The sequence below is a fragment of the Achromobacter sp. ACM04 genome (assembly GCF_014851465.1).
Taxonomy (GTDB): domain Bacteria; phylum Pseudomonadota; class Gammaproteobacteria; order Burkholderiales; family Burkholderiaceae_B; genus Achromobacter; species Achromobacter aegrifaciens.
Genome location: NZ_JACUZS010000001.1, coordinates 2,200,650 through 2,226,834 on the forward strand (window position 1 = coordinate 2,200,650; position 26,185 = coordinate 2,226,834).

A 26,185-nucleotide genomic window follows, 5' to 3' on the forward strand; every position below is an offset into this window, starting at 1 on the left:
GCGGCGCTTGCGCCGCGTGCCGCTTAAGATTTCTGGCCTGCGGCCTTGTCCTGCTGCGCAGGTTCGGCCGGCTTGGCGCCAGGCTGCGGGGCGGATTCCGCTGGCTTGGCACCCGGTTGCGCGGGCGCCTGGCCGCCCGGGGCGGGCGTGCCGTTCTTCCATTCGCTGGCCTGAACCGGAGCGCCCGGGCGAACCTTCTGGAATCCTTCCACCACGACCACGTCGCCGGCCTTCAGGCCGCTGGTGACGATCCAGTTGCTCTTGAGGGCGCCGCCGGTGGTGACCGGAATCTGCTCGATCTTGTTGTCCTTGACCAGCATCAGGCTTTGCAGGCCGTCCGCGGTACGCTGCAGCGCTTGCTGCGGCACCATCAGGGCCTTGTCGTCCACGCCCTGCTCGAGGCGCACGCGCACGTACATGCCGGGCAGCAGGATGCCATCGGGGTTGGGGACTTCGGCGCGCAGGTTCACCTGGCCCGTGGTCGGATCCACGGTGATGCCGGTGAACAGCAGCTTGCCCGGCTGGCCGTATTCGGAGCCGTCTTCCAGCACGATGGTGGCGCGCGCCGTATCCTTGCCGACCTGTTGCAGTTGGCCGCTGGCGAAGGCGCGGCGCAAGGATGCGAGTTCCGCGGTGGACTGGGTGAAGTCGACGTAGATCGGATCCAGCTGCTGCACCGTGGCCATCTGCGTGGCCGAAGTGGCCTCGACCAGCGCGCCTTCGGTGACCAGCGGCTTGCCGATGCGGCCGGTAATGGGCGAGGTGACGTCGGTGTAGCCGAGGTTGATGGCGGCATTGTCCTGCGCCGCCTTGGCGGCGGCGACGGAGGCGTCGGCCTGGCGGTACGAAGCCACGGCGTTGTCGTATTCCTGCTTGCTGACGGCGTTGGCCTTGACCAGCGGGGCGTAACGGTCGGCCAGCAGCTTGGCGCTGAACAGGTTGGCCTGCGCCTGCTTGAGCTGCGCCGTCGCCTGATCGTAGGCAGCCTTGTAGGGCGCCGGATCGATCTTGAAGAGCAGTTGGTTTTCCTTGACGTCGCCGCCTTGCTCGAAGGCGATCTTCTGGACGATGCCGGTGACCCGCGAACGGATCTGCGCATCCCGGACGGCGTCGACGCGGCCGGGCAATTCGGACACGATGGGCGCGCGCTGCGGCTGGATCGTAATGACGCTGACCTGGGGCATGCCTGGATTCATGTGCGGCTTTTCGCCGCAACCAGCCAATATCAGTGCGAGGACCCCGCCGGAAAAAGCCAGCCCTGAAACACGTTTAGGCGAAAACCGCATTGAAACCCCCGCGTAGCGTAATTAACCGTAATCGCGTCATGTAATCGCAGTATTTAAGCGCGGCATTGGCCACGTTAAATAAGAAGCATGCGTCATCAAGGCACGTAATCAGCCCAGTAATGTAACTCAGTTATTGGGGAAATCACTGATTTTTAGTGCTTCAAATGCCACGCGCGCGGGGATTTCATACAACAGATCAGCTCTCGGAAAGCTCCCGCAACTTGCCCAGGAACACATAGCCCATGCCGTGCACGGTATGCAGCGGCAGCCTGGCGCCGGCCAGCAGGACCTTGCCGCGCAGGCGGCAGATCGCCACATTCAGTGTGCGCATGGTGGTGCGTTTGCGCACCGCCATGAATTCATCGCGCCGCAATTCCCTGGCGGGATTGCCCGCCAGGCAAAGCAGGCAGGTACGCTCCAGGGCTGTCAGGCCGATGCGGGCTCCATGGGGCGTAAGCAGTGTCCAGCCCTGGTAGACCAGGGACCACCAGCCGTCCATGGCGTAAGAAGTGTCGGCCGCGCGGGCGGGCGCGACCTGTGCAAGGCGAGCGGGGGCATTCACGACGGATCTCCACCAGGAAGGCCCGCGCCGCACGGGGTGGCGGCCGGTTCCCGGAACAAGGTTGCAATTGGCCCCGAAAGCCTACCGCTGGAACCCGTGGGCGTTGAAATTGCAAGGCATCTATAAGACCAATCCGGCAGGAAATCCGTCCGGACTTTGTCCAGATGTGCCGCACTCGCCCCCCCCTGCCCGCCAGCTCAGGTGCGCTTGCCGTTGCGATGGATATCGTGAGTGACGAAACAACTGTCCTGGGTCGGACGGGCCAGGATCCCGGGCTTGGCGAGCGTCGCGCGGATGTCGGCCAGGCCCGACTCCCAGTGCTCGCGCATGGCCTCGGTGCCGAATTCGTAGTCCTTGGAAAAGCGCTCGCGGTGCTTGGACTCGTAGATGAGGTTGATGATGTTGGTGGCCGGCGTATGGGACAGCTTGCGGATCTCGGCGAACTCCGCCGCGTTGCGCTCGGCCGCCGGCAGCTTCGCCAGCAGGCGTTGCAGGCCGTGGCGCAGCTTGAGCACGCGCCGCAGCTGGTCCGTGACCAGGCGGGTGCGGCTGGAGTACTGGATATCCTTCTGGCGCTCGGCCACTTCCTCCAGGTTGCTCGGCAGACCGCCGCGCGCGGGCCACAGATCGACCTGGAACGCCAGCGTGTCCCGCATGCTGTCGGTGGTCAGCACTTGTGCCAGCGGCGTGTTGGACACGACGCCGCCGTCCCAATAGTGTTCACCGTCGATCTCGACGGAAGGGAAGCCTGGCGGCAAGGCACCCGAGGCCATGATGTGCTCGGGCCGCAGCGTGTCCTTCAGGCTGTCGAAGTAGGCGAAGTTGCCGGTCCGCACGTTGACCACGCCAAAGCTGGCGCGCACGGCCCCGCTATTGAGCAGATCGAAGTCCACGAACTCCCGCAAGGTCGCAGCCAGCGGCGTGGTGTCGTAGAAGCTGGTGGACGCCGCGCCCCTGCCATGCACCAGGTAGGGCGGCGGAAAACGCGGTTTGAAGAAGCCTGGCTGGCCCGAGAACAAGGCCTGGAAGGCTGACACATGCCCGTTCATGACCGGCGAACCAAAGCCGAACGGCAAGCCTTCGAACATGGGGCCAAGCGTCTCGCCCCAGGGTACCGAAGCGAAACCCGCAGGCCGGCAGATGGCTTCCCAGAAGCCGCGCAGGCGCTCCACGCGCTCGTCCTCGGGCGACCCCGCGATGATGGCCGCGTTGATCGACCCGATGGAAATGCCGGAAATCCAGTTGGGCCGGATACCCGCTTCGTGCAGCCCCTGGTACACCCCGGCCTGGTAGGCCCCCAGCGCCCCGCCGCCTTGCAGCACCAGGGCGACGACTTCATAGGGCGGCGTATCGCCGGTGTCTTGCTTCGGAGCCTTGCGGCGAGTACTCATGCGGCTTCCTCTAGGCAGGGCCGGCGGACCGCCCTACTTGCTTTTGTCCGGCAACTGCGGCGCAGCCACGCCGGCGCGGAACGGATACTTGGAGAAGATCTGCGCTACCACCTTGTCCGTGTTCTCGGGCGAGGCGCTGGCATCGGGCTGGACCTCGCCCACCGCCACGCCTTCCCACACCAGCTGCCTGCGGCGCGCGTCGACGAGGTCGATGTTCAAGGTGCCCTCAGTATATTGGTAGACGTCATCGCCCCAGCCGTAGCCGGGCCAGCCGCCATAGAAGCCGGCGCGATAGCCGTAGTACGGACCCATGGGCGGCGCGGCCGGAGTGACCTGCACCTTCTGCTGCAGCTTGGCGCTGAAGTTGACCAGCAGGTCGGGATTTGCTGCGCTATAGGTATAGCCGCGCATTTCCATCTGGCCGCGCGTGGCGTTCTTCAGGCGCTCGGTCAGCAAGGTGCTGTAGCCGGCCTTGTCGGTGCCCAACGGCGTCATGTACCCGAAGGTTCGGTACTGCGCGAAATTTGCCTGATGATCGTAGTCGCTCTTGACGTCAGGGCCAGTGGCGCAGGCCGCCAACAACGCCGTCATGGAACCCGCAGCCAGCAATTTGAACGCTTTCATGTCGTTTTCTCCGTGAGCCCGATGCCTGAACATAGTGCCGCGAAGCCTGCAAAATTTCAACAGAATCTCATTCGCATCGCGTCCGCCGTGAACCACGGCACAGCCCCCGTCCATTACACTTTCAGCTATCCCATACCCTGACCACGGCACGACAAAGATGTTGGAACTCGACGGCTCGATTTGGTTTCGCTCCGGCGCCCAGACCTGGGGCGGAAAAAACCGCATAGACCTGCTGGCGCAGATCGACGCCACGGGATCCATCACGGCCGCCGCGCGCGCCGTGGGCATGAGCTACAAGGGCGCATGGGACGCCATCGACGCCATGAACAATCTGGCGGGCGAGCCTTTGGTGATCAGGGCCGCCGGCGGCAAGGGCGGCGGCGGCACGCGCCTGACGGACCGCGCGCGCGGCCTGATCGGCACCTTCCGCGCCCTGGAAGCCGAACACCGCAAGTTCATGGAAAACCTGACCCGCGCTGGCGTGAACGCCAGTGGCGACATCGATCTCATGAGGCGTTTCATGCTCAAGACCAGCGCACGCAACAAACTGCTAGGCACCGTCATCCAGATCCGCGCCGGCGCCGTCAATGACGAAATCGTGCTGCGCATCGCGGGGGGCCTGACCATCACGGCCACCATCACCCGTGAAAGCACGCAGGAATTGGGGCTGGCGACCGGCAAGGAAGCCATCGCGCTGATCAAGGCGTCGTCCGTCATCGTGGGCGCGCCCGGCCCCGGCCTGCGCCTGTCGGCGCGTAATCAGCTGCCGGGCAAGATCACGGCATTGCGCCCGGGCGCCGTCAATAGCGAGATCCTGATCGGACTGGACGGCGGCATGACGCTGGCGGCCATCGTCACCAATGAAAGCGCGCAGGACCTGGGATTGGACGCAGGCGCCGACGCGGTGGCGATCTTCAAGGCTTCCAGCGTGATTCTGGGCGTGCTGGACTGAGCCGATCAGACGCCCACGTCTTCGTCGTGGCGTCGCACCCTGCCCTCGCGCACTTCGAACACCTCGTCGGCCAGCGCATCCACATCCGCCGGGTCGTGCGTGATCAGCAGCATCGGCACGTCCAGCTGGCGCTGCAAGGCATTCAGTTCCAGCCGCATCTTGCCGCGCAACTGCGAATCCAGCGCTGAAAAGGGCTCGTCCAGCAGCAGGATGTCGGGCCGCAGCATGAGGGCTCGAGCCAACGCCACCCGCTGCTTCTGGCCGCCGGATATCTCGCTGGGATAGCTGCCCACGATGGAACCCAGTTCGAACGCGTCCACCCAGCGCTGCGCCTCGGGCCCGACCTCGCGCCGGGGCGGGTTGCGCCAGCCGCGGCGCAGCCCGAAAGCGATGTTCTGCGCCACTGTCAGGTGGGGAAACAGGGCGTAGTCCTGGAACAGGTAGGCCACCCGGCGCGATTGCGCCGGCAGGTTGACGCCGGCGTCCGTGTCGAACAGCACGCGGCCGTTGATCTCGATGCGGCCCGCGTCAGGGCGCAGCAGGCCCGCCACCGCGCGCAGGGTCAGGCTCTTGCCCGCGCCCGAGGGGCCGAACAGCGCTATACGCTTGGCTGACGAATCGAATGCGACGTCCAGCGCGAAGCGCCGGTCGCCGGACACCATCTGCTTGCGCACCTGGATGCTGACGCTCATAGCGCGCTCCCGTTGCGCCGGCCGCTGCTGACGGGCACCAGCTTGCCGGCCAGCAGCAGGACCACCACGCAGGTCACCGAGGTGACCAGCACCAGCATGTTGGCCGTGGCGTCGTCGCCCGCCTGCACCGCCTCGTAGATGGCGACCGACAGAGTCTGTGTCCGTCCCGGCAGGTTGCCGGCGATCATCAGCGTGGCGCCGAATTCGCCCAGCGCCCGCGCGAAGGCCAGCAGCACCCCGGCGGCGATGCCGCGCGCGGCCAGCGGCAAGGTGACGCGGAAGAAGACCCCCGCTTCGCACACGCCCAACACGCGCGCCGCGCTTTCCAGTTGGCTATCAACGTTCTCGAAGGCGGCCCGGGCGGATTTGAACACCAGCGGAAAAGCCACCACCGAAGCCGCGATCACCGCGCCCTGCCAGGTGAAGACCAGTTCGATGCCCCAGCCCGCCAGCGTCTCGCCGATGATGCCGCGGCGCCCCAGGAGCACCAGCAGGTAGTAGCCGAGCACCGTGGGCGGCAACACCAGCGGCAAGGTCAACAGCGCGTCCAGCAGGTCGCGCCCCGGCCAGCGCCAGCGCGACAGGCCATAAGCCGCGGCGGTGCCCGCCACGGTCGCCAACAGCGTTGCCCAGCCCGCCACTTTCAGGGAAAGCAGCAGGGGCACCCAAACCGGATCACTCATCAATGCCTACGATTCAACGGATATCAGGGCTTCTGGAAGCCGTAGCGCGACAGTATCGCCTGACCTGCGGGAGACAGCACATAGGCAACGAAGCTTTCGGCTTCCTTGGCAGCGGCTTCACGGGTGGTGACGGCGATGGGATAAGTGACCGGCGTCTGCGAAGGCACGCGTACCGCGACCTTGACCTTGTCCGCCATGATGGCCGCGTCGGTCGCGAACACGAAGCCCGCATCGACCTCGCCGCGCGCCACGTAGTCCAGGCTCTGGCGCACGTTCTGGGCCAGCACGCTCTTGGCCTGCACCGCGCTCCAGAGGCCGGCCGTCTCCAGCGCGCCCTGCGTGTAGCGGCCCACCGGCACCGATGCCGGGTTGCCATAGGCGATGCGCTTGATGTCGTCGCGGGTCAGGTCCTTGAGCGCGGTGATGTTGGCCTTGCTGTCCGTCGGGACGATCAGCACCACCTGATTGGCGGCAAAGTCCACGCGGGAGGCCGGCTTGACGGCCTTTTCCTCGACCGCCTTGTCCATGGCCTTCTGGTCCGCCGAGGCGAACACATCGGCCGGCGCGCCCTTGACGATCTGCTGCAGCAGCACGTCGGACGCGCCGAAGTTCAGGATGACCTTGGTGCCGGCATGCTCTTTTTCGTAGCCTTGCGCGACTTCCTTGAAGGCGTTGGTCAGGCTGGCGGCGGCCGACACCACCAGGTCGCCGGCAGCGGCGTTGGCGCTCCATGCGGCGGCCAGCGCCAAGGACAGCGCCACGATCGGACGTTTGCGGAACATGTTCTTCTCCCGGGGAAATCGCTAAGTCGGTAACGAAATATATATAGGTATATAACGCTCGTCAATTTGGCTGCCCAGGGAGCATTGAGCAATATCAAGGAGTGGCGGGCGCGGGCTTCAGCCGCGCGCCACCGTGGTCGCGTGCACCGCCTCGGGCGCCAGCCGCGCCTGCAGGTGCTCCAGCGCCAGCTCGGGCCGCGCCGCGCCGCACATGAAGATGTCCAGCGCCGCGAACGCATGCTCGGGCCAGGTGTGGATGCTGATGTGGGATTCGCTCAGCAGGACCACGCCGGTCACGCCCGCGCCCTCGCCGAAATGATGGAAGTGCGCGCTCAGCACGTGCGCGCCCGCCGCCTGCGCCGCGGCGATCAGGTCGCGTTCCAGCGCTTGCGCGTCGGTCAGGCGATCCGCCGGCACGCCGCGGAAATCCGCCAGCACGTGGCGGCCGGGTGTGGCGTGCGGGGTCACTTGTGGGACCCGCCCGAGGACCAGCCCGATCCGCCCGAAGAACTGCTGCCCCAGCTGCTGCCGGAGCCGCCGCTGGACATGCGCGCACCGGGGGTGTTGAAGCCGGTGGCGAAAATCACCACCACGATGGCGTAGACGGTGTAAAAGAGCTTGCCCATCCTGTTATTCGTCCTTGCCAGATAATTTGTCCGCCACCGCCGCCGGAATCCACAGGAACGCCGCGCCGATCAGGATCGGGACGATGCCGCCACTGAAAATGGTGTCGATATTCAGGAAGGCCAGCACGATCATGGCCGTCCAGGCGAACTTGCGATAGCCCCCGGGCTTGCCGCTGAGCGGCATGGCCTTCTGCTTGGCAAGTTCAGGATCGCCGAACCATTCAGCCAACTGCGCCGGCGCCACCGGCCCCGAGGCGGACCAGCCCAATTCGGACTCGCTCAGTTCGCGGGTCAGCTTGAGGTTGCCGGCCTTGTAATCCGTGATCTTGGTGCTGTCGCCGACCTTGACGCGCCAGTTGAAGGCGCCCAGGGCCAGTTCCACGCGCGAGGTGTAGTCGTACAGCTTCTGATAAAGCTTGGAGCGCCAGCGCACGCTGCTGGCGTTGTTGTGGCTGGGCCAGGTGTCGCATACCTGCACCCGCTCCCAGCCCTCGTCGGTTTCCACCAGCCAGATGAAACCCTTTGCGGGATTGAACAGCAGGTATTCGATCCAGTCGGACGGTTCCTCGGGATCCGGATCGGCGCACTTCATCAGGCCGATGAGCGTATAGGACGCGCCATCGATCTTGGCCACCGCGCCCAGCGACAAGGTGGTCTTGATGGCTTTGACCTTGCGGGCCTTTTCGATGACTTCGGCCGTGGGCCCCGAGCAGTCGACCGCGGCGGCGCACGAGGGGCAGACCACTTGCGTGGCCATCGCGGCCACGAAGCTTATCGGGCCGCCGCAGTTGGGGCAGTCCAGCGCCTTGATCTGGCCGCGGAAACGGCCGGCGGTCTCCTCGACCTGCTCGTTGGTCCGCAGCGATGCCGCCTGCATCGCGGACAGGTCGAATGCCTTGCCGATGTACAGCTCGGGCTCGGGCCCGTCGGAAAAGTCCAGCGTCAGGAACGCGTCCAGGCAGCGGTAGTCGGCCACCTTGGCCAGCCAACCTTCGCCCGGCACGAAGGGCAACTCGCCTTGCGTGCCGCCCGCCTGGCAGGCGCGCACGTCGGCGGCCGTGAAGCGCTGGCCGTCCAGCTTCAGTTCATCGCCGGGCGCGATGTCGTCGAACGCCGGCATGCCCTGCGTAGACTTGACCTTGCGCCGCCGGGTCACGGCGTACTGGCCCGACGCGTCCGACAGCCAGCCGTCGGAACCGTCCTCGAACCACAGGTACCACTCGTTCCAGAAGCCGTCGTCGTAGCGCAGCTGGACGCGGCCGATCAGGTCGAAGCGCTTGCCTTCATAAGTGCCGGCCGCGCCCAGGCACAAGGGCGAGTAGTCCTCCAGGACCTCGGCCGCCTCGCCGATGCGCTTGACCGACTCGGCGTCCTTCAGCAAGGTGCTGCGGCAGGCGCCGCAGACCGCCATGACCGATGCCGCGGACGTGAACTTGACTGGGGCGCCGCACTGCGGACACAGAACCTGCTGCATGGAGCCTTAGCTGGTGAGTTTCTTCAGCACTTCGGCCTTGGCCGAATCGTAGTCCGCGGCCGTGATCAGGCCCTTGTCCAGCAGATCCTTGAGCTGCTGCAGCCGTTGCGCCGGATCCGCGCCCGCGGCGGCGGGCGCCTGCTGGGCGGGCTGCGGCGCGGCCTGCGGCTGCCCCTGGGCGCCTGCCAAGCCCGCGGCCATGGTCTGGCCCAGCGCCGCGCCGGCCGCCAGGCCCGCGCCGATGCCGGCGATGCCGCCTTCGTTCTGCGCGGCCATCGGTATGGCCGTGGCGGTCTGGTACTGGGTGAACTTGCCCAGGTCGCCGGCCATGCCCATGGAGATCCGCGTGTCCAGCGCCTTCTGCAGCTCTTCCGGCAGCGACACGTTCTCGACCGTGAAGTTGTCCAGCTTGACGCCGTAGCGGTCGAACACCGGCGCCAGCTGTTCAGCGATGCTTTGCGACATCAGCCCCTGGTTGCCGGCCATGTCCAGGAACGGCACCTTGGAGCCGCCCAGCGCCGTCGTCATCGCCGCGACCACCATGTTGCGCAGTTGCGCTTCCAGGTCGTCGACGGTGTATTCGTCGCGCGTGCCGCTGATCTCGCGGTAGAACTTGGCGGGATCGGAGATCTGATAGGAATACACGCCGAAAGCGCGCAGCCGCACCATGCCGAATTCGCTGTCGCGCAGCGTCACCGGCTGCGCCGTGCCCCAGCGCCGGCCCAGTTGCAGGCGCGTGCTGAAGAAGATCACATCCGACTTGAAGGGGGACTCGAACAGCTTGTCCCAGTTCTTCAGGTAGGTCAGGATCGGCAGCGTCTGCGTGGTCAGCTTGTACATGCCGGGGCCGAACACGTCGGCCACCTTGCCTTCGTTGACGAACACCGCCATCTGCGATTCGCGCACGGTCAGGCTGGCGCCGTACTGGATTTCGAAATCCTGCATGGGATGACGCCAGGCGAGCACGCCGTCGCGGTCCTCGTTCCATTGCAGGATGTCGATGAACTGTTTGCGGATGAATGAACCGAGACTCATGAGTCGTTCTCCTGTCAGATCGAGTGCGGCGCGAGGCCGCGTCAGGTCAGGCTGGCGGCGTTGACGATGCCCGCGGCGATGGAAATCGAGCCGATCAGCCCGCCCATGGCGATGTTGTTTTCTTCGATGGCCTCGTTCATGCCGCGCACGGTCTGGGACACGCCCACGTACACGACCAGCTGCACCAGCATGGCCACCAGGCCCCACAGCAGGAACATGGCATAGCTGGCATGGATCGCGATGCTGGAGCACAAGGTGAAGCTGAACCCGACCAGCGCGCCGCCATACGACAGCGCGGCGGCGATATTGCCTTCGCGGATCAGCTCGAATTCCTTGTAGCGCGTGACGGCCGTGTAGACCAAGGTGAAGACACCCAGCATGGCAAGCGCAGATGCCATGTAGATAAGATAGGTCACCACCGGATGCATTGCTTCTCCCATTGCCGCCCTCCTAATTGCGCGCAGTATATACGGCGCGTTCGATATACTGCGAACGCATTTTTCGTGTCGGACACCTCATGCGCGACCGCGTTCTCATCCTTTCGGTATTGATCGTCGCCTCCTGCGGTTTGGGCTATGAGCTCATCAGCAGCGCGCTGGCCAGCTATTTGCTGGGGGATTCGATACTGCAGTTCTCTTCCGTCATCGGCTGCTATCTCTTCGCCATGGGCATAGGTTCGTGGTTGTCAAAATATGTAAGAGACGAAGACGTTTTGAATCGCTTCATCGACGTGGAGCTGCTGGTCGCCCTGTTGGGCGGCGTCTCCGCCGCGGTGCTGTTCCTGGTCTTCGCCTGGCTTTCCGCGCCCTTCCGCGCTGCCCTGTATGTCGGCGTCTTCGTCATCGGCCTGATGGTCGGGATGGAGATTCCGCTGGTGATGCGAGTGTTCAATCAGCGCAAGGCCGAGTTCCGCGAAATCGTCAGCCGCGTGCTGACCTTCGACTACCTGGGCGCGCTGGCCGTGTCGCTGGTGTTTCCCCTGCTGCTCGCACCCAAGCTCGGATTGCTGCGCACCAGTTTCCTGTTCGGCATCATGAACGCCAGCGTGGCGCTGTGGACCACCTGGCTGTTCCGCGCGGAACTGCGCAGGCCCGGCGAAAAAGCCATCCGTGCTGGGGTGGTGATCGGGTTCCTGGGGATGGGCTTCATCTATTCCGGCAGCATGACGGCCTGGGCCGAGAAAGGCCTGTACGGCGACGACGTGGTGCACGCGGAAACCACGCAGTACCAGCGCCTGGTGGTCACGCGCTGGCACGACGACCTGCGCCTGTACATCAACGGCAACCTGCAGTTCTCGTCGCGCGACGAGCACCGCTATCACGAAGCGCTGGTGCACCCCGGCCTGCAAGCCCTGCCCTGGGCGCGCAATGTGCTGGTGCTGGGCGGCGGCGACGGCCTGGCGGTGCGCGAAATCCTCAAGTACAAGAATATCGAACATGTGACGCTGGTGGATCTGGATCCGGCCATGACCGGCCTGTTCTCCCGCTCCGAACCGCTGGTCAAGCTGAACCAGGGGTCGCTGAAGGATCCCCGGGTCACGGTGATCAATGACGACGCCGGCCGCTGGCTGGAAACCCACGCCGAGGTCTATGACTACATCGTGGTGGATTTTCCGGACCCGTCCAACTTCGGCCTGGGCCGCCTCTACTCGGTACCGGTCTATCACCTGATGGCGCGCCACCTGGCCGAGAACGGCTATATGGTGGTGCAGTCCACCTCGCCCTACTTCGCGCCGCGCTCATTCTGGAGCGTGGACGCCACCTTGAAGGAAGCCGGCCTGAACACCTGGCCGTACCATACCTACGTGCCGTCCTTTGGCGACTGGGGCTTCATTCTGGCCAGCAAGCGCCGCGACTACGAGCCGCCCGCCGCGATTACCGTGCCCACGCGCTACCTGGACCCGGTCACGACGCGCGAACTGTTCCACTTCCCTGCCGACATGCCCGCGCTGGCGATGCCTCCGAACCGTCTGAACGAGCAATCGCTCGTGCGCTACTTCGACGAGGACTGGCGCAAGGTCATCCGCTGATGCGGCGGCGCAGCTTCCTCTTGGGCGCGGCCACGGCCGCCGTCGCCGGCACCGCCGGGTACTACCGTTCGCGCATCGTCGAGACCACGCCAGAAATCCATTACCCGGGCATGCAGGCAGGCCATGCCTTGCGCAACGCAGCGGCCTGGCCGCACCCCTCCGCCAGCCGCCAGCGCGACGTCGTGATCCTGGGCTCGGGCGTGGCAGGCCTGTCCTGCGCCTGGAAGCTGGCGCGCGAAGGGCACACGGATTTCCTGGTGGTGCAGGGCCCCGAACTCGAAGGCAACGCGGCCGCCGGCCAGCGCGACGGCCTGGACTACCCCTTGGGCGCGCACTACCTGCCGCTGCCCTCGATGGCCTCCACGCACATACGCGAAATGCTGGCCGATTTCGGCATCATCGAGCGCGGCGCAAGTACCCCCCGACCCTACTACGACGAGACCGCGCTGGTGCACTCGCCCCAGGAGCGCCTGCTGCGCGGCGGCCATTGGGAAGAGAACCTGCTGCCCATGAGCGGGCTGCCGGAAGCGGACCTGGCGCAGCACCGCAAATTTCTTGCGCTGATCGATCGTCTGCACACGCAGACCGGCAACGACGGCCGCAAGGTCTTCAGCATTCCGCTCACGCTGTCGTCGCAGGACCCGGCCTGGCGCGCGCTGGACGCGATTACGTTCAAGCAATGGCTGGACCGCGAGGGCTATACCTCGCCCGCGCTGCACTGGTACCTGAACTATTGCTGCCGCGACGACTACGGCGCACAGTACGACGCGATTTCGGCCTGGGCGGGCCTGCACTACTTCGCCAGCCGCGACGGCCATGCCGAAAATGCCGGCGAAGGCGCGGTGCTGACCTGGCCTGGAGGCCTGTCGACGTTGATGCAGCGCATGCGCGACGCCATCACGAACAAGCTCGGCCATGCCGACTGGCTGGCCGCCGGCACGGCGGTCCGGGTACAGGAGACGCCTGCCGGCGCGCTGGTCACCTGCCTCGCCTCGTCTTCCAGCGCCTACACGGTGCAGGCGCGCCGCGCCGTGTGCGCGATGCCCTTGTTCGTGGCCCAGCGCATCCTGCCCGACATCCGCTCCTATGGCTACGATCCGGCGGTGCACGCGCCGCCGCATGCGCCCTGGATGGTGTCGAACTTCGTCATGGAAGGCTACCCGGCCGAAGCCCCGGGCGAACCGCTGTCCTGGGACAACGTCGTCTACCAGGGCAAGGCGCTGGGCTATGTCGTCTCCACGCACCAGCTGCTGCGCGTGGCCCGCACGCCGCGCTGCGTCTTCACGGCGTATCACGCGCTCAGCGGACAGACGCCCCAGGCCGCGCGCGAGTGGCTGACCCGCGCCAGTCCGGAAGAACTGCGGGCCGAGGCCGCGTCCGACCTGGTCGCGGCCTACGGCAAGGAGTTCTGGCGCCATGCGCGCCAGCTGGAAATCACGGTGCGCGGCCACGCCATGGCCTCGCCGCTATGCGGCTACCTGTCCAATCGGGGATTGGCCGCGCTGCGCGACGTGGACGGTCCGGTGCTGTTCGCGCACTCAGACCTTTCAGGCTATTCCGTATTCGAGGAGGCCTCGTGGTGGGGCGTGGCCGCGGCAGGACGGATCATGGGCCGGAAGCCGCCGCAGGCCTGAAGTTCGCGCGCCGCATTTTCTCCGGCCGCCTGCAATACAATTCCGCGAGCTTGCCGGGCATCACGGCACCTCCTGACCGGACTCAGATAAAAAGACATGGGAAAGCACGTCGTTGTCCTAGGCGCGGGTATCGTGGGCGTCTGCTGCGCCCTGGAACTGCAGCGCCGCGGCCTGTCCGTCACGCTGGTGGACCGGCAGGAGCCGGGCCTGGAAACCTCGCTGGGCAACGCCGGCGTGATCGCGCGCAGTTCGCTGATGCCGTTCAACCACCCCGGCTTGTGGCCGCAGTTGCCGCGGCTGCTGAAGAACGACACCGTGCAGTTCCGCTACAAGCTGAGCTATCTGGCGCGGAACCTGGGCTGGGCCGCCCGCTTCCTGCTCAACGCCCGGCCGGCGGTGTTCAGGCAGACCGTGGAGGCGCTGGATGGCCTGATCCGGCTTTCGGCGCCCGAGCACCTGCGGCTGCTGAACGAATCGGGCGCGGCGCACCGGCTGCGCGATACGGGTTGGGTTTTCCTGTACCGCTCGGAACAGGGCTGGAACAGCGGCGAACTGTCGCGCAAGACCTTTGCCCAGTACCAGGTGCCGACCCAGGTCTTGCAGCCCGCGGAACTCGCGGAGATCGAACCCGCGCTTGCGCCCATCTTCCACCGCGCCCTGTGGATCCAGGGCTCCTACTCTGTCGATGACCCGCACGAAGTGGTCGCGGCCTATGCCGCCCTGTTCCGGCGCTCGGGCGGCGCGTTCCAACGCCTGACCGCCAGCGCCATCCGCCGCGAGGGCCAGGGCTGGATCGTGCAAGGCGCGCAGGGGTCCGGGTCAGTAGCGGCGGATCGATTGGTGGTGGCGATGGGTCCCTGGTCGAAGGGCCTTTTGAAAACGGCGGGCATAGACCTGCCCATGGCGTTCGAGCGCGGCTACCACATGCATTACAGCGGCGCAGACGGCGCCAGCCTGACACGCCCGGTCTACGACACCGGCGGCGGCTACGTGCTGTCGCCCATGGCACGCGGGCTGCGCCTGACCACGGGAGTGGAACTGGACGCCTGCGAAGCGCCCGCCCGGCCGCTGCAGCTGGACCTGGCGGAGGCGCGGGCCCGCGAGGCGTTTCCGCTGGACCGGCGGCTGGACGCCGAGGCGTGGCTGGGGCGGCGTCCGACGCTGCCCGACAGCCGGCCGATGATAGGCGAAGCGCCGCGCCATCCCGGCCTGTGGCTGGCGCTGGGCCACCAGCACATCGGCTTCAGCACCGCGCCTGGCACGGCCAGGATACTGGGAGAACTGATGTGTGATGGCGGCGCTGCCTCGCGCCACGAGGCCTTCCGGCCGGGTCGGTTCATCTAGGGCGGCAGGAAGCCGCCGGCTGTGGTTCACACAACCGGCGCCTGGCGCTTACCCCAGCAACAGGGCGTCGTCCGAGATCTTCTCGCCGCGCACGCGCTCGAACATGGCCAGCAGATCCGGCACGTCCATGCCGCGGCGCTCGTCGCCCGACACATCCAGCACCACCTGCCCTTGATGCAGCATGACGGTGCGGTCGCCCACGTCCAGCGCCTGGCGCATGCTGTGGGTCACCATCATCGTGGTGAGCTGGCTTTCGGCCACGATGCGCGCGGTCAGCTGCAGCACGAAGTCCGCCGTGCGCGGGTCCAGCGCCGCGGTGTGCTCGTCCAGCAGCAGGATGCGCGAGGGCTGCAAGGCCGCCATCAACAGGCTGACCGCCTGGCGCTGACCGCCAGACAGCAGGCCGATGCGGTCGGTCAGGCGGTTTTCCAGGCCCAGGCCCAGCGTGGCCAGGCGCTCGCGAAAGCCCTCCTTCATGGAGGCCTTGACCGCGCGGCTGTAGCCGCGGCGCGCGCCGCGCATCTGCGCCAGCGCCATGTTCTCTTCGATGGTCAGGTCTTCGCAGGTGCCGGCCATAGGGTCCTGGAACACGCGGGCCACACGGCCCGCCCGCGCCCACACCGGCTGGCGCGTGACGTCGACGCCATTGATGTCGATGCGGCCGGAGTCGACCGGCAGGTCGCCCGACACTGCATTCAGGAAGGTGGACTTGCCGGCGCCATTGGAGCCGATGACGGTCACGAACTGGCCCGAGGGGATCTCCAGCGACAGGCCGCGCAAGGCGCGGGTTTCGATGGGCGTACCCGCGTTGAACGTGATCTTGAGGTCTTTTGCGGACAACATATTTCAGTACTCCATTGTGCAATCGCAGCACACAGGCCACATCAATTCCATACAGCCCGATCGGGGCCGCCGCGGAGCCGGCTTTGCCGGTCCGCGCGCGGCGCCCCCTTGAGGGGGAAGCGCCGCAGGCGCTTCGGGGGTGGGCCTCATCCTTTCTTGCCGACCAGGCGGCGCTTGAGCATGGGAATGACCAGGGCAAACGTGACCAGCACCGCAGTGACGAGGTTCAGGTCTTGCGCCTTCAGGCCGATGAAATCGCTGTTCAGCGCCAGGGCGATGAAGAAGCGGTAGACAATGGCGCCGATGATGACGGCCAGCGTGGCCAGCACCAGCTTGCGCGACGGCAGGATGCTTTCGCCCACGATCACCGCGGCCAGGCCGATCACGATGGTGCCGATGCCCATCGAAATGTCCGAACCGCCCTGGGTCTGCGCGAACAGCGCGCCCGCCAGCGCGACCAGCGCGTTGGACAGCGCCATTCCGCCCAGAATCATGCGGCCGGTGTTGACGCCCTGGGCGCGGGCCATGCGGCCGTTGGAACCGGTGGCGCGCACCGCCAGGCCGGTCTGCGTGGCGAAGAACCAGTCCAGCGCCAGTTTGGCCAGGATCACGATCACGATCAGGATCAACGGGCGGGCGACGTAGTCCGACAACCACTCAGGCTGCAGGATGGTGAATACGGTGGGTTCGGTGATCAGCGGGACATTGGGCTTGCCCATGATGCGCAGGTTGACCGAGTACAACGCGATCATCATCAGGATGCTGGCCAGCAGATCCATGATCTTGAGCTTGACGTTCAACCAGCCGGTGACCAGCCCGGCTGCGGCGCCAGCGATGGTGGCGATGACGGTGGCCATGAACGGGTCGGTGCCCGAGGCGATCAGCGTGGCACAGACCGCGCCGCCCAACGGGAAGCTGCCGTCAACGGTCAGGTCCGGGAAGCGCAACAGGCGGAACGAGATATACACGCCCAGAGCCACCAGGCTGAAGATCAGGCCGATCTCCAACGCACCTAACAACGAGAACAATGACATGGGTCAAATCCAATCAGTAAGAAGCGGGCATATTAAAAACTTGCACGAAGGCAAGAAACGAGCATATTAAAGAGTTGCCGCGTCGGATATCTTGCGTTTCGGGGTCAGTTTTACCCCAGCTTTCGCAAGAAACGTTTCCCTGCGAGGGATTTTCTCCGGTTTCCTGCCAAAGCCTTCCCGTGCCGGACGGCCGGGCCGCCAGCATGAGTCTGCAGGACCATTCAGGGAGCAAAAACGCCGGGCGGGCACAACGCCGTAAGGCGGGCCGCCGGCCATTCAAGACCAGCACATTGCGCCGGGCCGCGAGCATCTTGTGAATGCTGCCGCCCTGAAGACCATGGGGTAAGGCAAGACACCAGAACATAAAACAAGCCCCGCTCACGCCGGGTAGGCATGGCGGGGCGGGTACGGCTGATTATTACTTCACAACCACCGCGGCCGACTTGATGATCGCATCGGACAGGGTCACGCCCTGCTTGGCGGCAGCGCCCGGGTTCACGTAGAGCTCGAGCTTGGAGATGGTTTCCGAGGGAATGGCGCCGGGCTTCTCGCCCTTCAGGATGCGCACCACCACCTTGCCCGTCTGTACGCCCAGGTCGCGGTAGTTGATGCCCAGGGCGGCGATGCCGCCGCGCTTGACGCTGTCGGTGTCGGAAGCGATGAGGGGGATCTTGGCGTCGTTGCCGACCTTGACCAGCGACTCATAGGCCGACACGACGTTGTTGTCGGTGTTGGTGTAGATGACGTCGACCTTGCCGATCAGGCTGCGGGCGGCGGAAGCCACGTCCACCGAGCGCGGCGCTGCCGCTTCGACCAGGCTCATGCCAGACTTCGGCAGGATTTCCTGCAGCTTCTTCACGACCACGACCGAGTTGGCCTCGCCCGGGTTGTAGACGATGCCCACGCGCTTGGCGTTAGGCACGATTTTCTTGATCAGTTCGACCTGCTTGTCCAGGGCCAGCAGATCCGACACGCCGGTCACGTTCGTGCCCGAGGCGTCCATGCTGGCGACCAGTTGGGCAGCGACCGGATCGGTCACGGCGGAATACACCACCGGCACGTCCTTGGTGGCGGCGACGACGGCCTGTGCCGACGGCGTGGCGATCGCGACGATGGCGTCGGGCTTGTCGCCGACGAACTTGCGCGCGATCTGGGCGGCGGTGCCGTTGTTGCCCTGGGCGCTCTGGTATTGCCACTTCAGGTTCTTGCCCGGCTCGTAGCCGGCCTGCTTGAGGGCATCCTGCACCCCGTCACGCACGGCGTCCAGCGCCGGATGCTCGACGATGGCGGTGACCGCCACGGATTTCTGCTGCGCGGACACAGGCGCGGCGATAGCCATCGCCAGCGCCATGGCGCCAACCGTCAGAAAATGTTTTTTTCCGATCAGCATAGATAAGCTCCTTGAACCCTTGTTTTTGCTCATTATTACGGCGCCGCTGGCGGCTCCCCGCCGGCCGGACTAGCCATAAAGCCGTATAGTCTAACTTGCCGCCCACCCAAAGCGTTTCGGGGGAATCCCTGAAATGGTGCATGCCGCAACAGCATGCCCCGCAGCGGGGCGCAGCGGCGTCAATATACTGAAAAGCCCGGAATCGCAGCGGCCGGATCCGCAGAAACCGGACTTCTTTCGCGCCGCCAACCGCAGCATCCAGAGGCCTCACCATGATCAAACGCGCATTGGGCCGTTCCGGCCTGCAGATTCCTCCCCTCACCTTCGGCGGCAACGTCTTCGGCTGGACCGTGGACGAAGCCGGCACGTACTCGCTGCTGGACGCGCTGGTGGACGCCGGCCTGAACTTCATCGACACGGCGGACGTGTATTCGCGCTGGGTTCCAGGCAATCAGGGCGGCGAATCCGAGACCCTGATCGGCAAATGGCTGAAGCGCTCCGGCAAGCGCGACCGCGTGCTGATCGCCACCAAGGTCGGCATGGAAATGGGACCCGACGCCAAGGGCCTGGCGCCCGCCTACATCCGCCGTTCGCTGGAAGCCTCGCTGGCCCGGCTGCAGACGGACCACATCGACCTCTACCAGTCGCACCAGGACGACCCCGACACACCGCTGACCGACACCCTGGCCGAATACGCCAAGCACATCGAGTCCGGCAAGGTGCGCGCCATCGGCGCCTCCAACTACACCGCGGTGCGGCTGTCCGAAGCGCTGATCGCGAGCGAACGGCACAGCCTGCCGCGCTACGAGAGCATCCAACCGGAATACAACCTGTACCGCCGCGAACCCTTCGAGTCCGGGTTGCAAAGCCTGGTGAAGACGCAGCAGATGGGCACGATCAACTATTACGCCCTGGCCAGCGGATTCCTCAGCGGCAAGTACCGCAGCCCCGCGGACGCGGGCAAAAGCCCGCGCGGACGCAAGATCGTCGACACCTATCTCAACGACCGCGGCTACCGGATCCTGAAAGCGCTGGACGAAGTGTCCGAGGACGCCAACTGCACGCCCGCCCAGGCCGCGCTGGCCTGGCAGATCGCGCAACCCGGCATCACCTCGCCCATCGTCAGCGCGACCTCGCTCGAGCAACTGGACGAACTGGTCAAGGCGGCCAGCCTGGCGCTGACGCATGATCAGTTGGCCAAGCTGAGCCAGGCGAGTGAATGGCGGTGAGGGAGGGCGCGCGCCACGTGGCGCACGCCTGACTCGCGGCCATCAATCCAGCTTCACCCCCGAGTCCTTCACCACCTTGGCCCAACGCCCAACCTCGCTATCGACGAACTTGCCGAACTCGGCGCCGGTCAGGGTGGGCACGGCCGAGCCGTTGCCGGCCCAGGTTTCCTTGATCTTCGGCGCATTCAGGGCCTTGGTGATCTCGGCGCTCATCCGGTCCACCGCTTCCTTGGGCGTGCCAGCGGGCGCCCAGATCGCGTACCAGGTCGACACCACGTAGTTCGGTACGCCGGCCTCGGCGGCGGTGGGCACGTCGGGCAGCGATTGCGAGCGTTCGGTGGCAGCCACGGCCAGGGGCTTGATCGTGCCGGAGCGTATATGGCCGGCGGACGAACCCAGGCCGTCGAACGCCAGGTCCACCTGTCCGCCGATCAGGGCCGACAGCATGGGTCCGGCGCCCTGGTAGGGCACGTCCACCAGTTTGATGCCGGTCTGCATGGCGAACAGCTCGCCGGCCAGGTGATGCGTGCTGCCCTTGCCGGCAGTGCCGAAGTTGATTTCTCCGGGACGCTTCTTGGCGTAGTCGATCAATTCCTGCACCGTCTTCACCGGCAGCTTGGACGGATTGATGACGATGACCTGCGGCGGCTGGGCGACCAGCGCGACCGGCACGAAGTCCTTCTGGATGTCGTAGTTCAGGTTCTTGTACAGCGAGGGGGCCAGCGCATGGTGCGCGCCGCCCATGAAGAAGGTGTAGCCGTCAGGCCTGGCCTTGGCCGCGACGCCCGCGCCCACGGTTCCGCCCGCCCCGCCCTTATTGTCGATGACCACGGGCTGGCCCAGCTGCGTGGTCAGTTGCTGGGCCAGCGGACGGGCAAAGGTGTCCGTGCCGCCGCCTGCGGGGAACGGGACGATCAGCGTGATCGGGCGTTCGGGCCATTGTGCGGCGGCGACGCCGCCAAAGCCCAGGGCGGCCACGGCGAATACGGCCGCGGCGGTGGTGCGATATTTCATATTGTCTCCTCTTGCTGCAGCATGGGGACGGCGCGGTTATGTGCGTCTCGTCTCTTGAAGTTTTTGTATGGAATGGGCTGCTGGGACTTGCGGTTTTTTTGGGGGCGAGCGCTCCTGAAAGATGGCCTGCGCATCACACGCCGGGCCTGAAGAAAACCCGCTCCCCAGATCGGGGAGCGGTCGGCGCGTACGTCAGAGCGCCTTGTAGGTTTCGCGCAGCACGTTCTTCTGCACCTTGCCCATGGTGTTGCGCGGCAGTTCGCCGATGATGTGCACGCGCTTGGGCACCTTGAAATTGGCGATGCGCGATTTCAGCTCGGCCTGCATCGCGTCCGCGTCCAGCGCCGCGCCGTCCTTGGGCACCACCACGGCCACCACGGCCTCGCCGAAGTCTGCGTGCGGCACGCCGATGACCGCCGATTCGGCCACGCCGGGCATGTCGTCGATCAGCGTTTCGATCTCCTTGGGGTACACGTTGAAGCCGCCGGAAATGATCAGGTCCTTGCTGCGGCCCACGATGGACAGGTAGTCGGCGGGCACGTCGCGTCCCGCGGACTCGCCGCCCCAGCGGCCCACGTCGCCCGTCTTGAACCAGCCGTCGGCGGTGAATTCCTCGGCGGTCTTTTCCGGCATGCGCCAGTAGCCCGAGAACACGTTCGGCCCGCGCACCTGCACGTTGCCGATCTCGCCCGGCGCCAGCGCGATGCCGGCATCGTCGACCACGCGCACCTGCACTTGCGGCAAGGCACGACCCACGGTACCCGCCAGGCGTTCGCCCAGCTTGGCGTCATAGGGATTGGAGGTAAGCATGACCGTCTCGCTCATACCATAGCGTTCCAGGATGGCGTGGCCGCTGCGTTTCTGGAAGTCCGAGAATGTCTCGGCCAGCAAGGGCGCCGAGCCCGAGATGAAGAGTCGCATGTTGGCGCAGACGCTGCGGTCAAAGCGCGGGTCGGCCAGCAGACGCACGTAGTACGTCGGCACGCCCATCATCACGGTGCTCTGCGGCAGGTAGTGCAAGGCCTGGTCGACGTCGAGCTTGGGCAGCCAGATCATCCTGGCCCCTGCCAGCAAGGCGCCATGCGAGGCCACGAACAGGCCGTGCACATGGAAGATCGGCAGCATGTGCAGCAGCACGTCGTCCGGGCGCCAACCCCAATAGTCGTGCAGCACGCGGGCGTTGGCGGCGAGGTTGCCGTGCGACAGCATCGCGCCCTTGCTGCGCCCGGTGGTGCCGGACGTATACAGGATGGCGGCCAGATCGTCGGGCTTGCGCGCCACGGTCTTGAAAGTCTGCGGCAGGCCGCCCGCGGCATCCAGCAGCGTGCCGCTGCGGTCTTCATCCAGCGTGTACACGTGCGCGGTGCCCGCCTTGTCTGCCGCGCGCTGCACCCAGTCCAGGTTCTTGCTGGCGCAGACCACCACGGCCGGCTCGGCATTACCCAGGAAGTACTCGATTTCCGATTCGCGGTAGGCGGTATTCAGCGGAAGGTAGACCAGGCCGGCACGCAAGGTGGCCAGGTACAGCAGCAGCGCTTCAGGCGACTTTTCGACCTGCACCGCCACGCGCGAACCGGCCGGCAGATCCAGCGAGGTCAGCAGATTGGCCAGGCACGCGGTGGCGCGATCGATGTCGTCCCAGGTGTATTGCAAGTCGGGCGTTTCCAGCGCGACTTTGCTGCGGTCTTTGGGAAAGCCGCCTTGCAGGACAGCATATAGATTAGCGTTGCTCACCTTGTCTAGTCTCCGGAAAAGGAAGGGTCCACGCCGGCCAGAAAGGCGCGCACGCCCTCCTTGTGGTCCCGGCTGTCGGCGTACGAGAAATAATCCTGGTATTCGTCTTCGGTCAAGGCGCCGCCGGCGGCGAGCCTGCGCGACAGGCGCTTGTTGATGCGGGCGGCCAGCGGCGCGCCAGCCGCGATGCGCTCGGCGCTGCGTTTGGCCGCGTCGACCACCTGGTCGTCGGGAACGACGCGCGTCAGCAGGCCCAGCTCGCGGGCCTCGGCCGCGCCGAACACGCGGCCTTCCAGTAGGATGGCCAGGGTGGCGGCGCGTCCGACCAAGGCCAGCAGGCCGCTCATTTCGTCCGGCGCCATGGGAAATCCCAGGCGGTTGATCGGCACGCCGAAACGCGCGGATTCGCCCGCGATCCGCAGATCGCACTGGCTGGCGATCTCAAGCCCCCCGCCCACGCATACGCCTTCGATCTGCGCGACGACCGGATGCGGACACAGGGCGACCGCCTGCAAGGCAGGCGCCAGCACCTGGCGGTGGTAGCGCTGCACGCCGGCCATGTCGCCGCGCTGCGCGGGGAACTCGCGAATGTCGGCGCCGGCGGCGAAGTTGCCGCCCTCGCCGCGCACGATCACGCAGCGCACGGTATCGTCCTGCGCAATGCGCGTGAATACGTCCCGCAGTTCATGCCACATGCCCACGGTGATCGCGTTCAGGCGCCCCGGGTGCGATAGCGTCACCCGCGCCAGATCGCCCTCGCGTTCCAGCAGCACGCGGCCGGCCACGTTGTCCGTCATGTCTCCTGCCCTCTTTCTTATGTAGTTGCGCCGCGGGCGCGACGCCTATGCCACCCGCCCCACGCCGCGGCTGACCTGGGGCTTGCCCTCGCCCAGCCGGGCCAGGTTGTCGTCCAGCTCGTCGAGGTCGTAGAGGTAGTTCACCATCAAGCCGCAGGACTGCTTGAGTCCCTTGGGCGAGGTATCCGCGGCCCAATTGAGCCGTTCGATGCGCGCGCCATTGCCCAGGTGGAAACGCGCCACCGCGTCCACCGGCATGCCGTTCTTCATGGACTGCAGATAATTGGCTGTCAGGCGGAAACCCGCGCGCTTGACCACGTCGGCGGCCTTGCCCTGGGCCGCCTTGGCCAGGCGCGCAACCCAGCGCCGCCCGTCGGGCACGCCCTCGCGCTTGCGCGCCTTGGCGCGCACCTTGTCCTCGCGCACGATGGCCTCCACCGCCTCGGCGTCCAGCTTGCCCAGCCAGTCGGCGAAGCCCGGGATGGGCGACAGCGTGGCGAAGGACTTCAGCTTGGGCAGTTCATGCAGCAGCTGCTCCACCACGCGCTTGAGCAGGAAGTTGCCGAAGCTGATGCCCTTCAGGCCGGGTTGCGTGTTGGAGATGGAATAGAAGATGGCCCAGCGCGCCTTGTCCAGGTCCTGCGGCGGCAGCGTGCTGTCCAAAAGCACCTGCACGTTGTCGGCCATCTGGCTGGCGAAGGCGACTTCCACGAAGATGAGCGGCACGCCCGGCATCTGCGGATGGAAATAGGCGTAGCAGCGACGGTCCGGCGAAACGCGGCGGCGCAGGTCGTCCCAGGAGGTGATCTCGTGCACGGCTTCGTAAAGGATCAACTTTTCCAGTAGCGACGCAGGCGAATCCCAGGTCAGCGGCCGCAGTTCCAGCAGGCCCACGTCGAACCAGGCGGACAGCAGACCCTCGAGGTCCTTGTCCAGCATCTGAATGCCCGCCACCTGCTTGCGCCAGCGCAGCATGTCCGCGCGCAGCTCCACCAGGAAGCGCAGGCCCTGGGGCTGCGCATTGAAGCGCTTGAAGAGGCGCGCGCCCTCGCCGCCTTCGCCAGCGTAGCTGCCGCGCGCCTGCGCCAGCGCGGTCAGCATCAGCCGGCGGTCCTTGCCGTCCGCGGCGCTGTACTGCTCGCACCAGCGGCGGGCCAGCTTGTTGGCGGCCACGTCGGTCAGGCGCGCTTCGAACAAACGCCGGACTTCGGATTCGCTGGGCAGCCGGCCGCGTTCCCACAGCTTGCCCAGGCGGGACATCAGGCCCGCGCTTTCGGCGGCGGCCGCTTCATCGATGGCATCGGCCTCGGGCTCAGGCGTGCGTGCGCCGCGCGCGGGTGCGAGATTGGCGGGTGCGGACATGGGCGGGCTCCTCGATGACGATGGGATCGGACGGCGCCGCATCGGCGGCGTCCGCATGGCTCAATGCGCGCAGCGCTTCCAGCTGGCGCATCAGGTGGTTGTGCGCGAGCGCCTGCGCGGCCTCGCTGTCGTGCGCCTTGAGCGCTTCGAATATGGCCAGGTGCTCGGCGCAGGACTGCTGGATGCGGCCGGGCTGGGACAGGCTGCGGTGGCGCGACAGGCTCAGCACCTTGCGCAGATTGCCCACCATGTCCGACAGCCATTGGTTGCCGGCCAGGGCCTGCACCGCTTCGTGGATCAGGTAGTTGGTCTTGTAGTAGGCATCGATGCGGCCAGCCTGGGCATGGCCCGCCAGCGCCGCGTGCAGGGGTTCCAGCTCGGCCAGTTGGGCATCGCTGGCCTTGCGCGCGGCCTCGAAGGCGCAGCGCCCTTCCAGCATGGCCATCAGCGGGAAGATGTCTTCCAGGTCTTGCGCCGAGAGTTCATTGACGAAGCAGCCGCGGCGCGGCTCCAGCCGCACCAGCCCTTCGGTGGCCAGCACCTTGAGCGCCTCGCGCAAGGGGGTGCGGGAGATGCCCAGCTCGCCCGCCAGGCGCAGTTCGTCTATCCATTCGCCGTTGCGCAGGGAGCGCGCGTGGATCATGCCGCGCAGGCGATCCGCGACTTCCAGGTAGAGGGCTTGCCGGACGATGGGAAGGGTCATGGGTCAGCGGCCTGGACTGCACCGTAATTCATAATTATGAATAAGGCCATGATAGTGCTGGATGCGGGAAAAAGAAAACCCCTTGCTCCTCGGTAGCTACCCTAGGAATAAAAAGGGCCTCCGGCATCCGGAGGCCCGTCGATTCATCCCGAAAAATGGGGACAAAATCAGAAGTGCAGCACCCCATCGACCGCGTGGCGGGTCAGGGAGCGGGCCCAGCGGCGCGCCGGCAGGCCGTATTTGGCCTCCACCACCTCGGCGCGGGCCAACAGCTCGGCGGGAGTGACTTCCAGGCGCGGGCCGGAGAACGCCAGCACGATCTGGTTGCCCGCCTCGACCTCGGGCAGCAGCACGATGCGGTCGTCGAAGGCCTTGGACAGATTGTCGATGTTCTTGCCGAAGCTCTCGTGGCGGCCGAACAGGTTCACGGCCAGCACGCCGACCTCGCCCAGCACGCGGCGGCAGTCGCGATAGAACTTGACGCTGTCGCGCACCGGTCCCTCGGCCATGGCGTCGTACAAGTCCACCATCAGCACCGGGCAACGCCCCGCGTTGAGCGGATCGGCCACCCAGGCGCCGGCGTCGGCGTGTTCGACTTCGAGGCGGTTCGCGCCCGGCAGGCGGAAGAACATATGGCAGGCCGCCGTCACCCGCGGATTCCATTCCACCGCCAGCAAGGGGCTGCGCGTGTGCTTCACGCAGTAGCGCGCCAGCGAGCCGGCGCCCAGGCCCAGCATGCCGATGGCTTCGTCCTTGGGCGGCTCCAGGAACAGCAGCCAGGCCATCATCTGGGCGGTGTATTCGAGCACCAGCTCCGACGGGTTCTTGATGCGCATGGCGCCCTGGACCCAGACGGTGTTGAAGTGCAGATAGCGGACGCCGTCCACCTCGGACAGGGTCGGCTGGTCCAGCTCGGAAGGAAAGTTCGATTTATGCATGGCGGCGATTGTAGGTCGGACGCCGCC

At 66.2% G+C, this 26,185-nt stretch carries 26 protein-coding genes; 5 read left to right on the top strand and 21 right to left on the bottom strand.

Annotated elements, in window-relative coordinates; all coding sequences use genetic code 11:
• Positions 1–23: 23 nt before the first annotated feature.
• The 4 genes from IB259_RS10235 to IB259_RS10250 form a co-directional block, all read right to left on the bottom strand.
• A complete protein-coding gene (locus IB259_RS10235) occupies positions 24–1,286 on the bottom strand; it encodes an efflux RND transporter periplasmic adaptor subunit (RefSeq protein WP_054452892.1) in 1,263 nt (420 codons plus the stop codon).
• A gap of 196 nt (positions 1,287–1,482) precedes the next feature.
• Entirely contained in the window at positions 1,483–1,848 is a 366-nt protein-coding gene (locus IB259_RS10240) for a winged helix-turn-helix domain-containing protein (protein ID WP_054452894.1), read from the bottom strand.
• Between the two features lie 197 nt (positions 1,849–2,045).
• Positions 2,046–3,239, bottom strand: coding sequence for a patatin-like phospholipase family protein (locus IB259_RS10245; RefSeq protein ID WP_054452896.1), 1,194 nt, complete (start codon positions 3,237–3,239; stop codon positions 2,046–2,048).
• A gap of 33 nt (positions 3,240–3,272) precedes the next feature.
• The gene (locus IB259_RS10250; RefSeq protein ID WP_054452898.1) at positions 3,273–3,863 is read right to left on the bottom strand and encodes a DUF4136 domain-containing protein; all 591 of its coding nucleotides are present in this window, start codon (positions 3,861–3,863) and stop codon (positions 3,273–3,275) included.
• A gap of 157 nt (positions 3,864–4,020) precedes the next feature.
• Here IB259_RS10250 and IB259_RS10255 point away from each other — a divergent pair, with 157 nt between their 5' ends.
• Positions 4,021–4,815: a TOBE domain-containing protein gene (locus IB259_RS10255; protein ID WP_054452900.1), complete on the top strand. Its 795-nt coding sequence runs from the start codon at positions 4,021–4,023 to the stop codon at positions 4,813–4,815.
• 5 nt (positions 4,816–4,820) lie between these two features.
• Here IB259_RS10255 and IB259_RS10260 read toward each other — a convergent pair whose 3' ends face one another.
• The 8 genes from IB259_RS10260 to IB259_RS10295 form a co-directional block, all read right to left on the bottom strand.
• Complete coding sequence (locus IB259_RS10260; RefSeq protein WP_088153547.1) at positions 4,821–5,507, bottom strand: ATP-binding cassette domain-containing protein; 687 nt, start codon at positions 5,505–5,507, stop codon at positions 4,821–4,823.
• Positions 5,504–6,190, bottom strand: a complete 687-nt coding sequence (gene modB, locus IB259_RS10265; RefSeq protein ID WP_054452904.1) for a molybdate ABC transporter permease subunit — start codon at positions 6,188–6,190, stop codon at positions 5,504–5,506. Before modB ends, IB259_RS10260 begins: the two co-directional genes overlap by 4 nt.
• Before the next feature lie 23 nt (positions 6,191–6,213).
• A complete protein-coding gene (gene modA, locus IB259_RS10270) occupies positions 6,214–6,972 on the bottom strand; it encodes a molybdate ABC transporter substrate-binding protein (protein ID WP_119449991.1) in 759 nt (252 codons plus the stop codon).
• A 117-nt stretch (positions 6,973–7,089) separates the two neighbouring features.
• Positions 7,090–7,440, bottom strand: coding sequence for an adenosylmethionine decarboxylase (gene speD, locus IB259_RS10275; RefSeq protein ID WP_054452908.1), 351 nt, complete (start codon positions 7,438–7,440; stop codon positions 7,090–7,092).
• A complete protein-coding gene (locus tag IB259_RS10280; RefSeq protein WP_166738458.1) occupies positions 7,437–7,598 on the bottom strand; it encodes a hypothetical protein in 162 nt (53 codons plus the stop codon). Before IB259_RS10280 ends, speD begins: the two co-directional genes overlap by 4 nt.
• Before the next feature lie 4 nt (positions 7,599–7,602).
• A complete protein-coding gene (locus tag IB259_RS10285; protein WP_119449992.1) occupies positions 7,603–9,072 on the bottom strand; it encodes a DUF4178 domain-containing protein in 1,470 nt (489 codons plus the stop codon).
• 6 nt (positions 9,073–9,078) lie between these two features.
• Positions 9,079–10,107, bottom strand: coding sequence for an SPFH domain-containing protein (locus tag IB259_RS10290; protein WP_054452912.1), 1,029 nt, complete (start codon positions 10,105–10,107; stop codon positions 9,079–9,081).
• 41 nt (positions 10,108–10,148) lie between these two features.
• Positions 10,149–10,535: a DUF350 domain-containing protein gene (locus IB259_RS10295; protein WP_054452914.1), complete on the bottom strand. Its 387-nt coding sequence runs from the start codon at positions 10,533–10,535 to the stop codon at positions 10,149–10,151.
• 89 nt (positions 10,536–10,624) lie between these two features.
• On the opposite strand from IB259_RS10295, the gene IB259_RS10300 reads away from it, so the two are divergent.
• The 3 genes from IB259_RS10300 to IB259_RS10310 all read left to right on the top strand — a co-directional run bounded on the left by IB259_RS10300 (position 10,625) and on the right by IB259_RS10310 (position 15,114).
• Positions 10,625–12,136 (top strand): polyamine aminopropyltransferase, encoded by a 1,512-nt coding sequence (locus IB259_RS10300; RefSeq protein WP_192328750.1) that lies wholly within the window; start codon positions 10,625–10,627, stop codon positions 12,134–12,136.
• On the top strand, positions 12,136–13,770 hold the full coding sequence (locus IB259_RS10305) for an NAD(P)/FAD-dependent oxidoreductase (protein WP_192328752.1): 1,635 nt from the start codon (positions 12,136–12,138) through the stop codon (positions 13,768–13,770). Before IB259_RS10300 ends, IB259_RS10305 begins: the two co-directional genes overlap by 1 nt.
• Before the next feature lie 96 nt (positions 13,771–13,866).
• Complete coding sequence (locus IB259_RS10310; protein WP_192328755.1) at positions 13,867–15,114, top strand: FAD-binding oxidoreductase; 1,248 nt, start codon at positions 13,867–13,869, stop codon at positions 15,112–15,114.
• A 48-nt stretch (positions 15,115–15,162) separates the two neighbouring features.
• On the opposite strand, the gene IB259_RS10315 is transcribed toward IB259_RS10310, so the two are convergent.
• The 3 genes from IB259_RS10315 to IB259_RS10325 form a co-directional block, all read right to left on the bottom strand.
• Positions 15,163–15,957, bottom strand: coding sequence for an ABC transporter ATP-binding protein (locus tag IB259_RS10315; protein WP_013395026.1), 795 nt, complete (start codon positions 15,955–15,957; stop codon positions 15,163–15,165).
• A gap of 146 nt (positions 15,958–16,103) precedes the next feature.
• The gene (locus IB259_RS10320; protein ID WP_054452922.1) at positions 16,104–16,991 is read right to left on the bottom strand and encodes an ABC transporter permease; all 888 of its coding nucleotides are present in this window, start codon (positions 16,989–16,991) and stop codon (positions 16,104–16,106) included.
• Between the two features lie 418 nt (positions 16,992–17,409).
• On the bottom strand, positions 17,410–18,381 hold the full coding sequence (locus IB259_RS10325) for an ABC transporter substrate-binding protein (protein ID WP_054452924.1): 972 nt from the start codon (positions 18,379–18,381) through the stop codon (positions 17,410–17,412).
• A gap of 272 nt (positions 18,382–18,653) precedes the next feature.
• On the opposite strand from IB259_RS10325, the gene IB259_RS10330 reads away from it, so the two are divergent.
• Positions 18,654–19,610, top strand: coding sequence for an aldo/keto reductase (locus IB259_RS10330; protein ID WP_054452926.1), 957 nt, complete (start codon positions 18,654–18,656; stop codon positions 19,608–19,610).
• A 42-nt stretch (positions 19,611–19,652) separates the two neighbouring features.
• On the opposite strand, the gene IB259_RS10335 is transcribed toward IB259_RS10330, so the two are convergent.
• The 6 genes from IB259_RS10335 to IB259_RS10360 form a co-directional block, all read right to left on the bottom strand.
• The gene (locus IB259_RS10335) at positions 19,653–20,624 is read right to left on the bottom strand and encodes a tripartite tricarboxylate transporter substrate binding protein (protein WP_119449996.1); all 972 of its coding nucleotides are present in this window, start codon (positions 20,622–20,624) and stop codon (positions 19,653–19,655) included.
• A gap of 192 nt (positions 20,625–20,816) precedes the next feature.
• Positions 20,817–22,358: a malonyl-CoA synthase gene (locus IB259_RS10340; RefSeq protein ID WP_054452930.1), complete on the bottom strand. Its 1,542-nt coding sequence runs from the start codon at positions 22,356–22,358 to the stop codon at positions 20,817–20,819.
• A gap of 5 nt (positions 22,359–22,363) precedes the next feature.
• Positions 22,364–23,155: an enoyl-CoA hydratase/isomerase family protein gene (locus IB259_RS10345; RefSeq protein WP_119449998.1), complete on the bottom strand. Its 792-nt coding sequence runs from the start codon at positions 23,153–23,155 to the stop codon at positions 22,364–22,366.
• A gap of 45 nt (positions 23,156–23,200) precedes the next feature.
• Positions 23,201–24,517, bottom strand: a complete 1,317-nt coding sequence (locus tag IB259_RS10350; protein WP_054452935.1) for a malonyl-CoA decarboxylase domain-containing protein — start codon at positions 24,515–24,517, stop codon at positions 23,201–23,203.
• The gene (locus IB259_RS10355) at positions 24,468–25,220 is read right to left on the bottom strand and encodes a GntR family transcriptional regulator (RefSeq protein ID WP_088141612.1); all 753 of its coding nucleotides are present in this window, start codon (positions 25,218–25,220) and stop codon (positions 24,468–24,470) included. The genes IB259_RS10350 and IB259_RS10355 overlap by 50 nt, the downstream gene beginning before the upstream one ends.
• 167 nt (positions 25,221–25,387) lie before the next feature.
• The gene (locus IB259_RS10360; protein WP_059372341.1) at positions 25,388–26,158 is read right to left on the bottom strand and encodes a hypothetical protein; all 771 of its coding nucleotides are present in this window, start codon (positions 26,156–26,158) and stop codon (positions 25,388–25,390) included.
• Between the last annotated feature and the right edge of the window lie 27 nt (positions 26,159–26,185).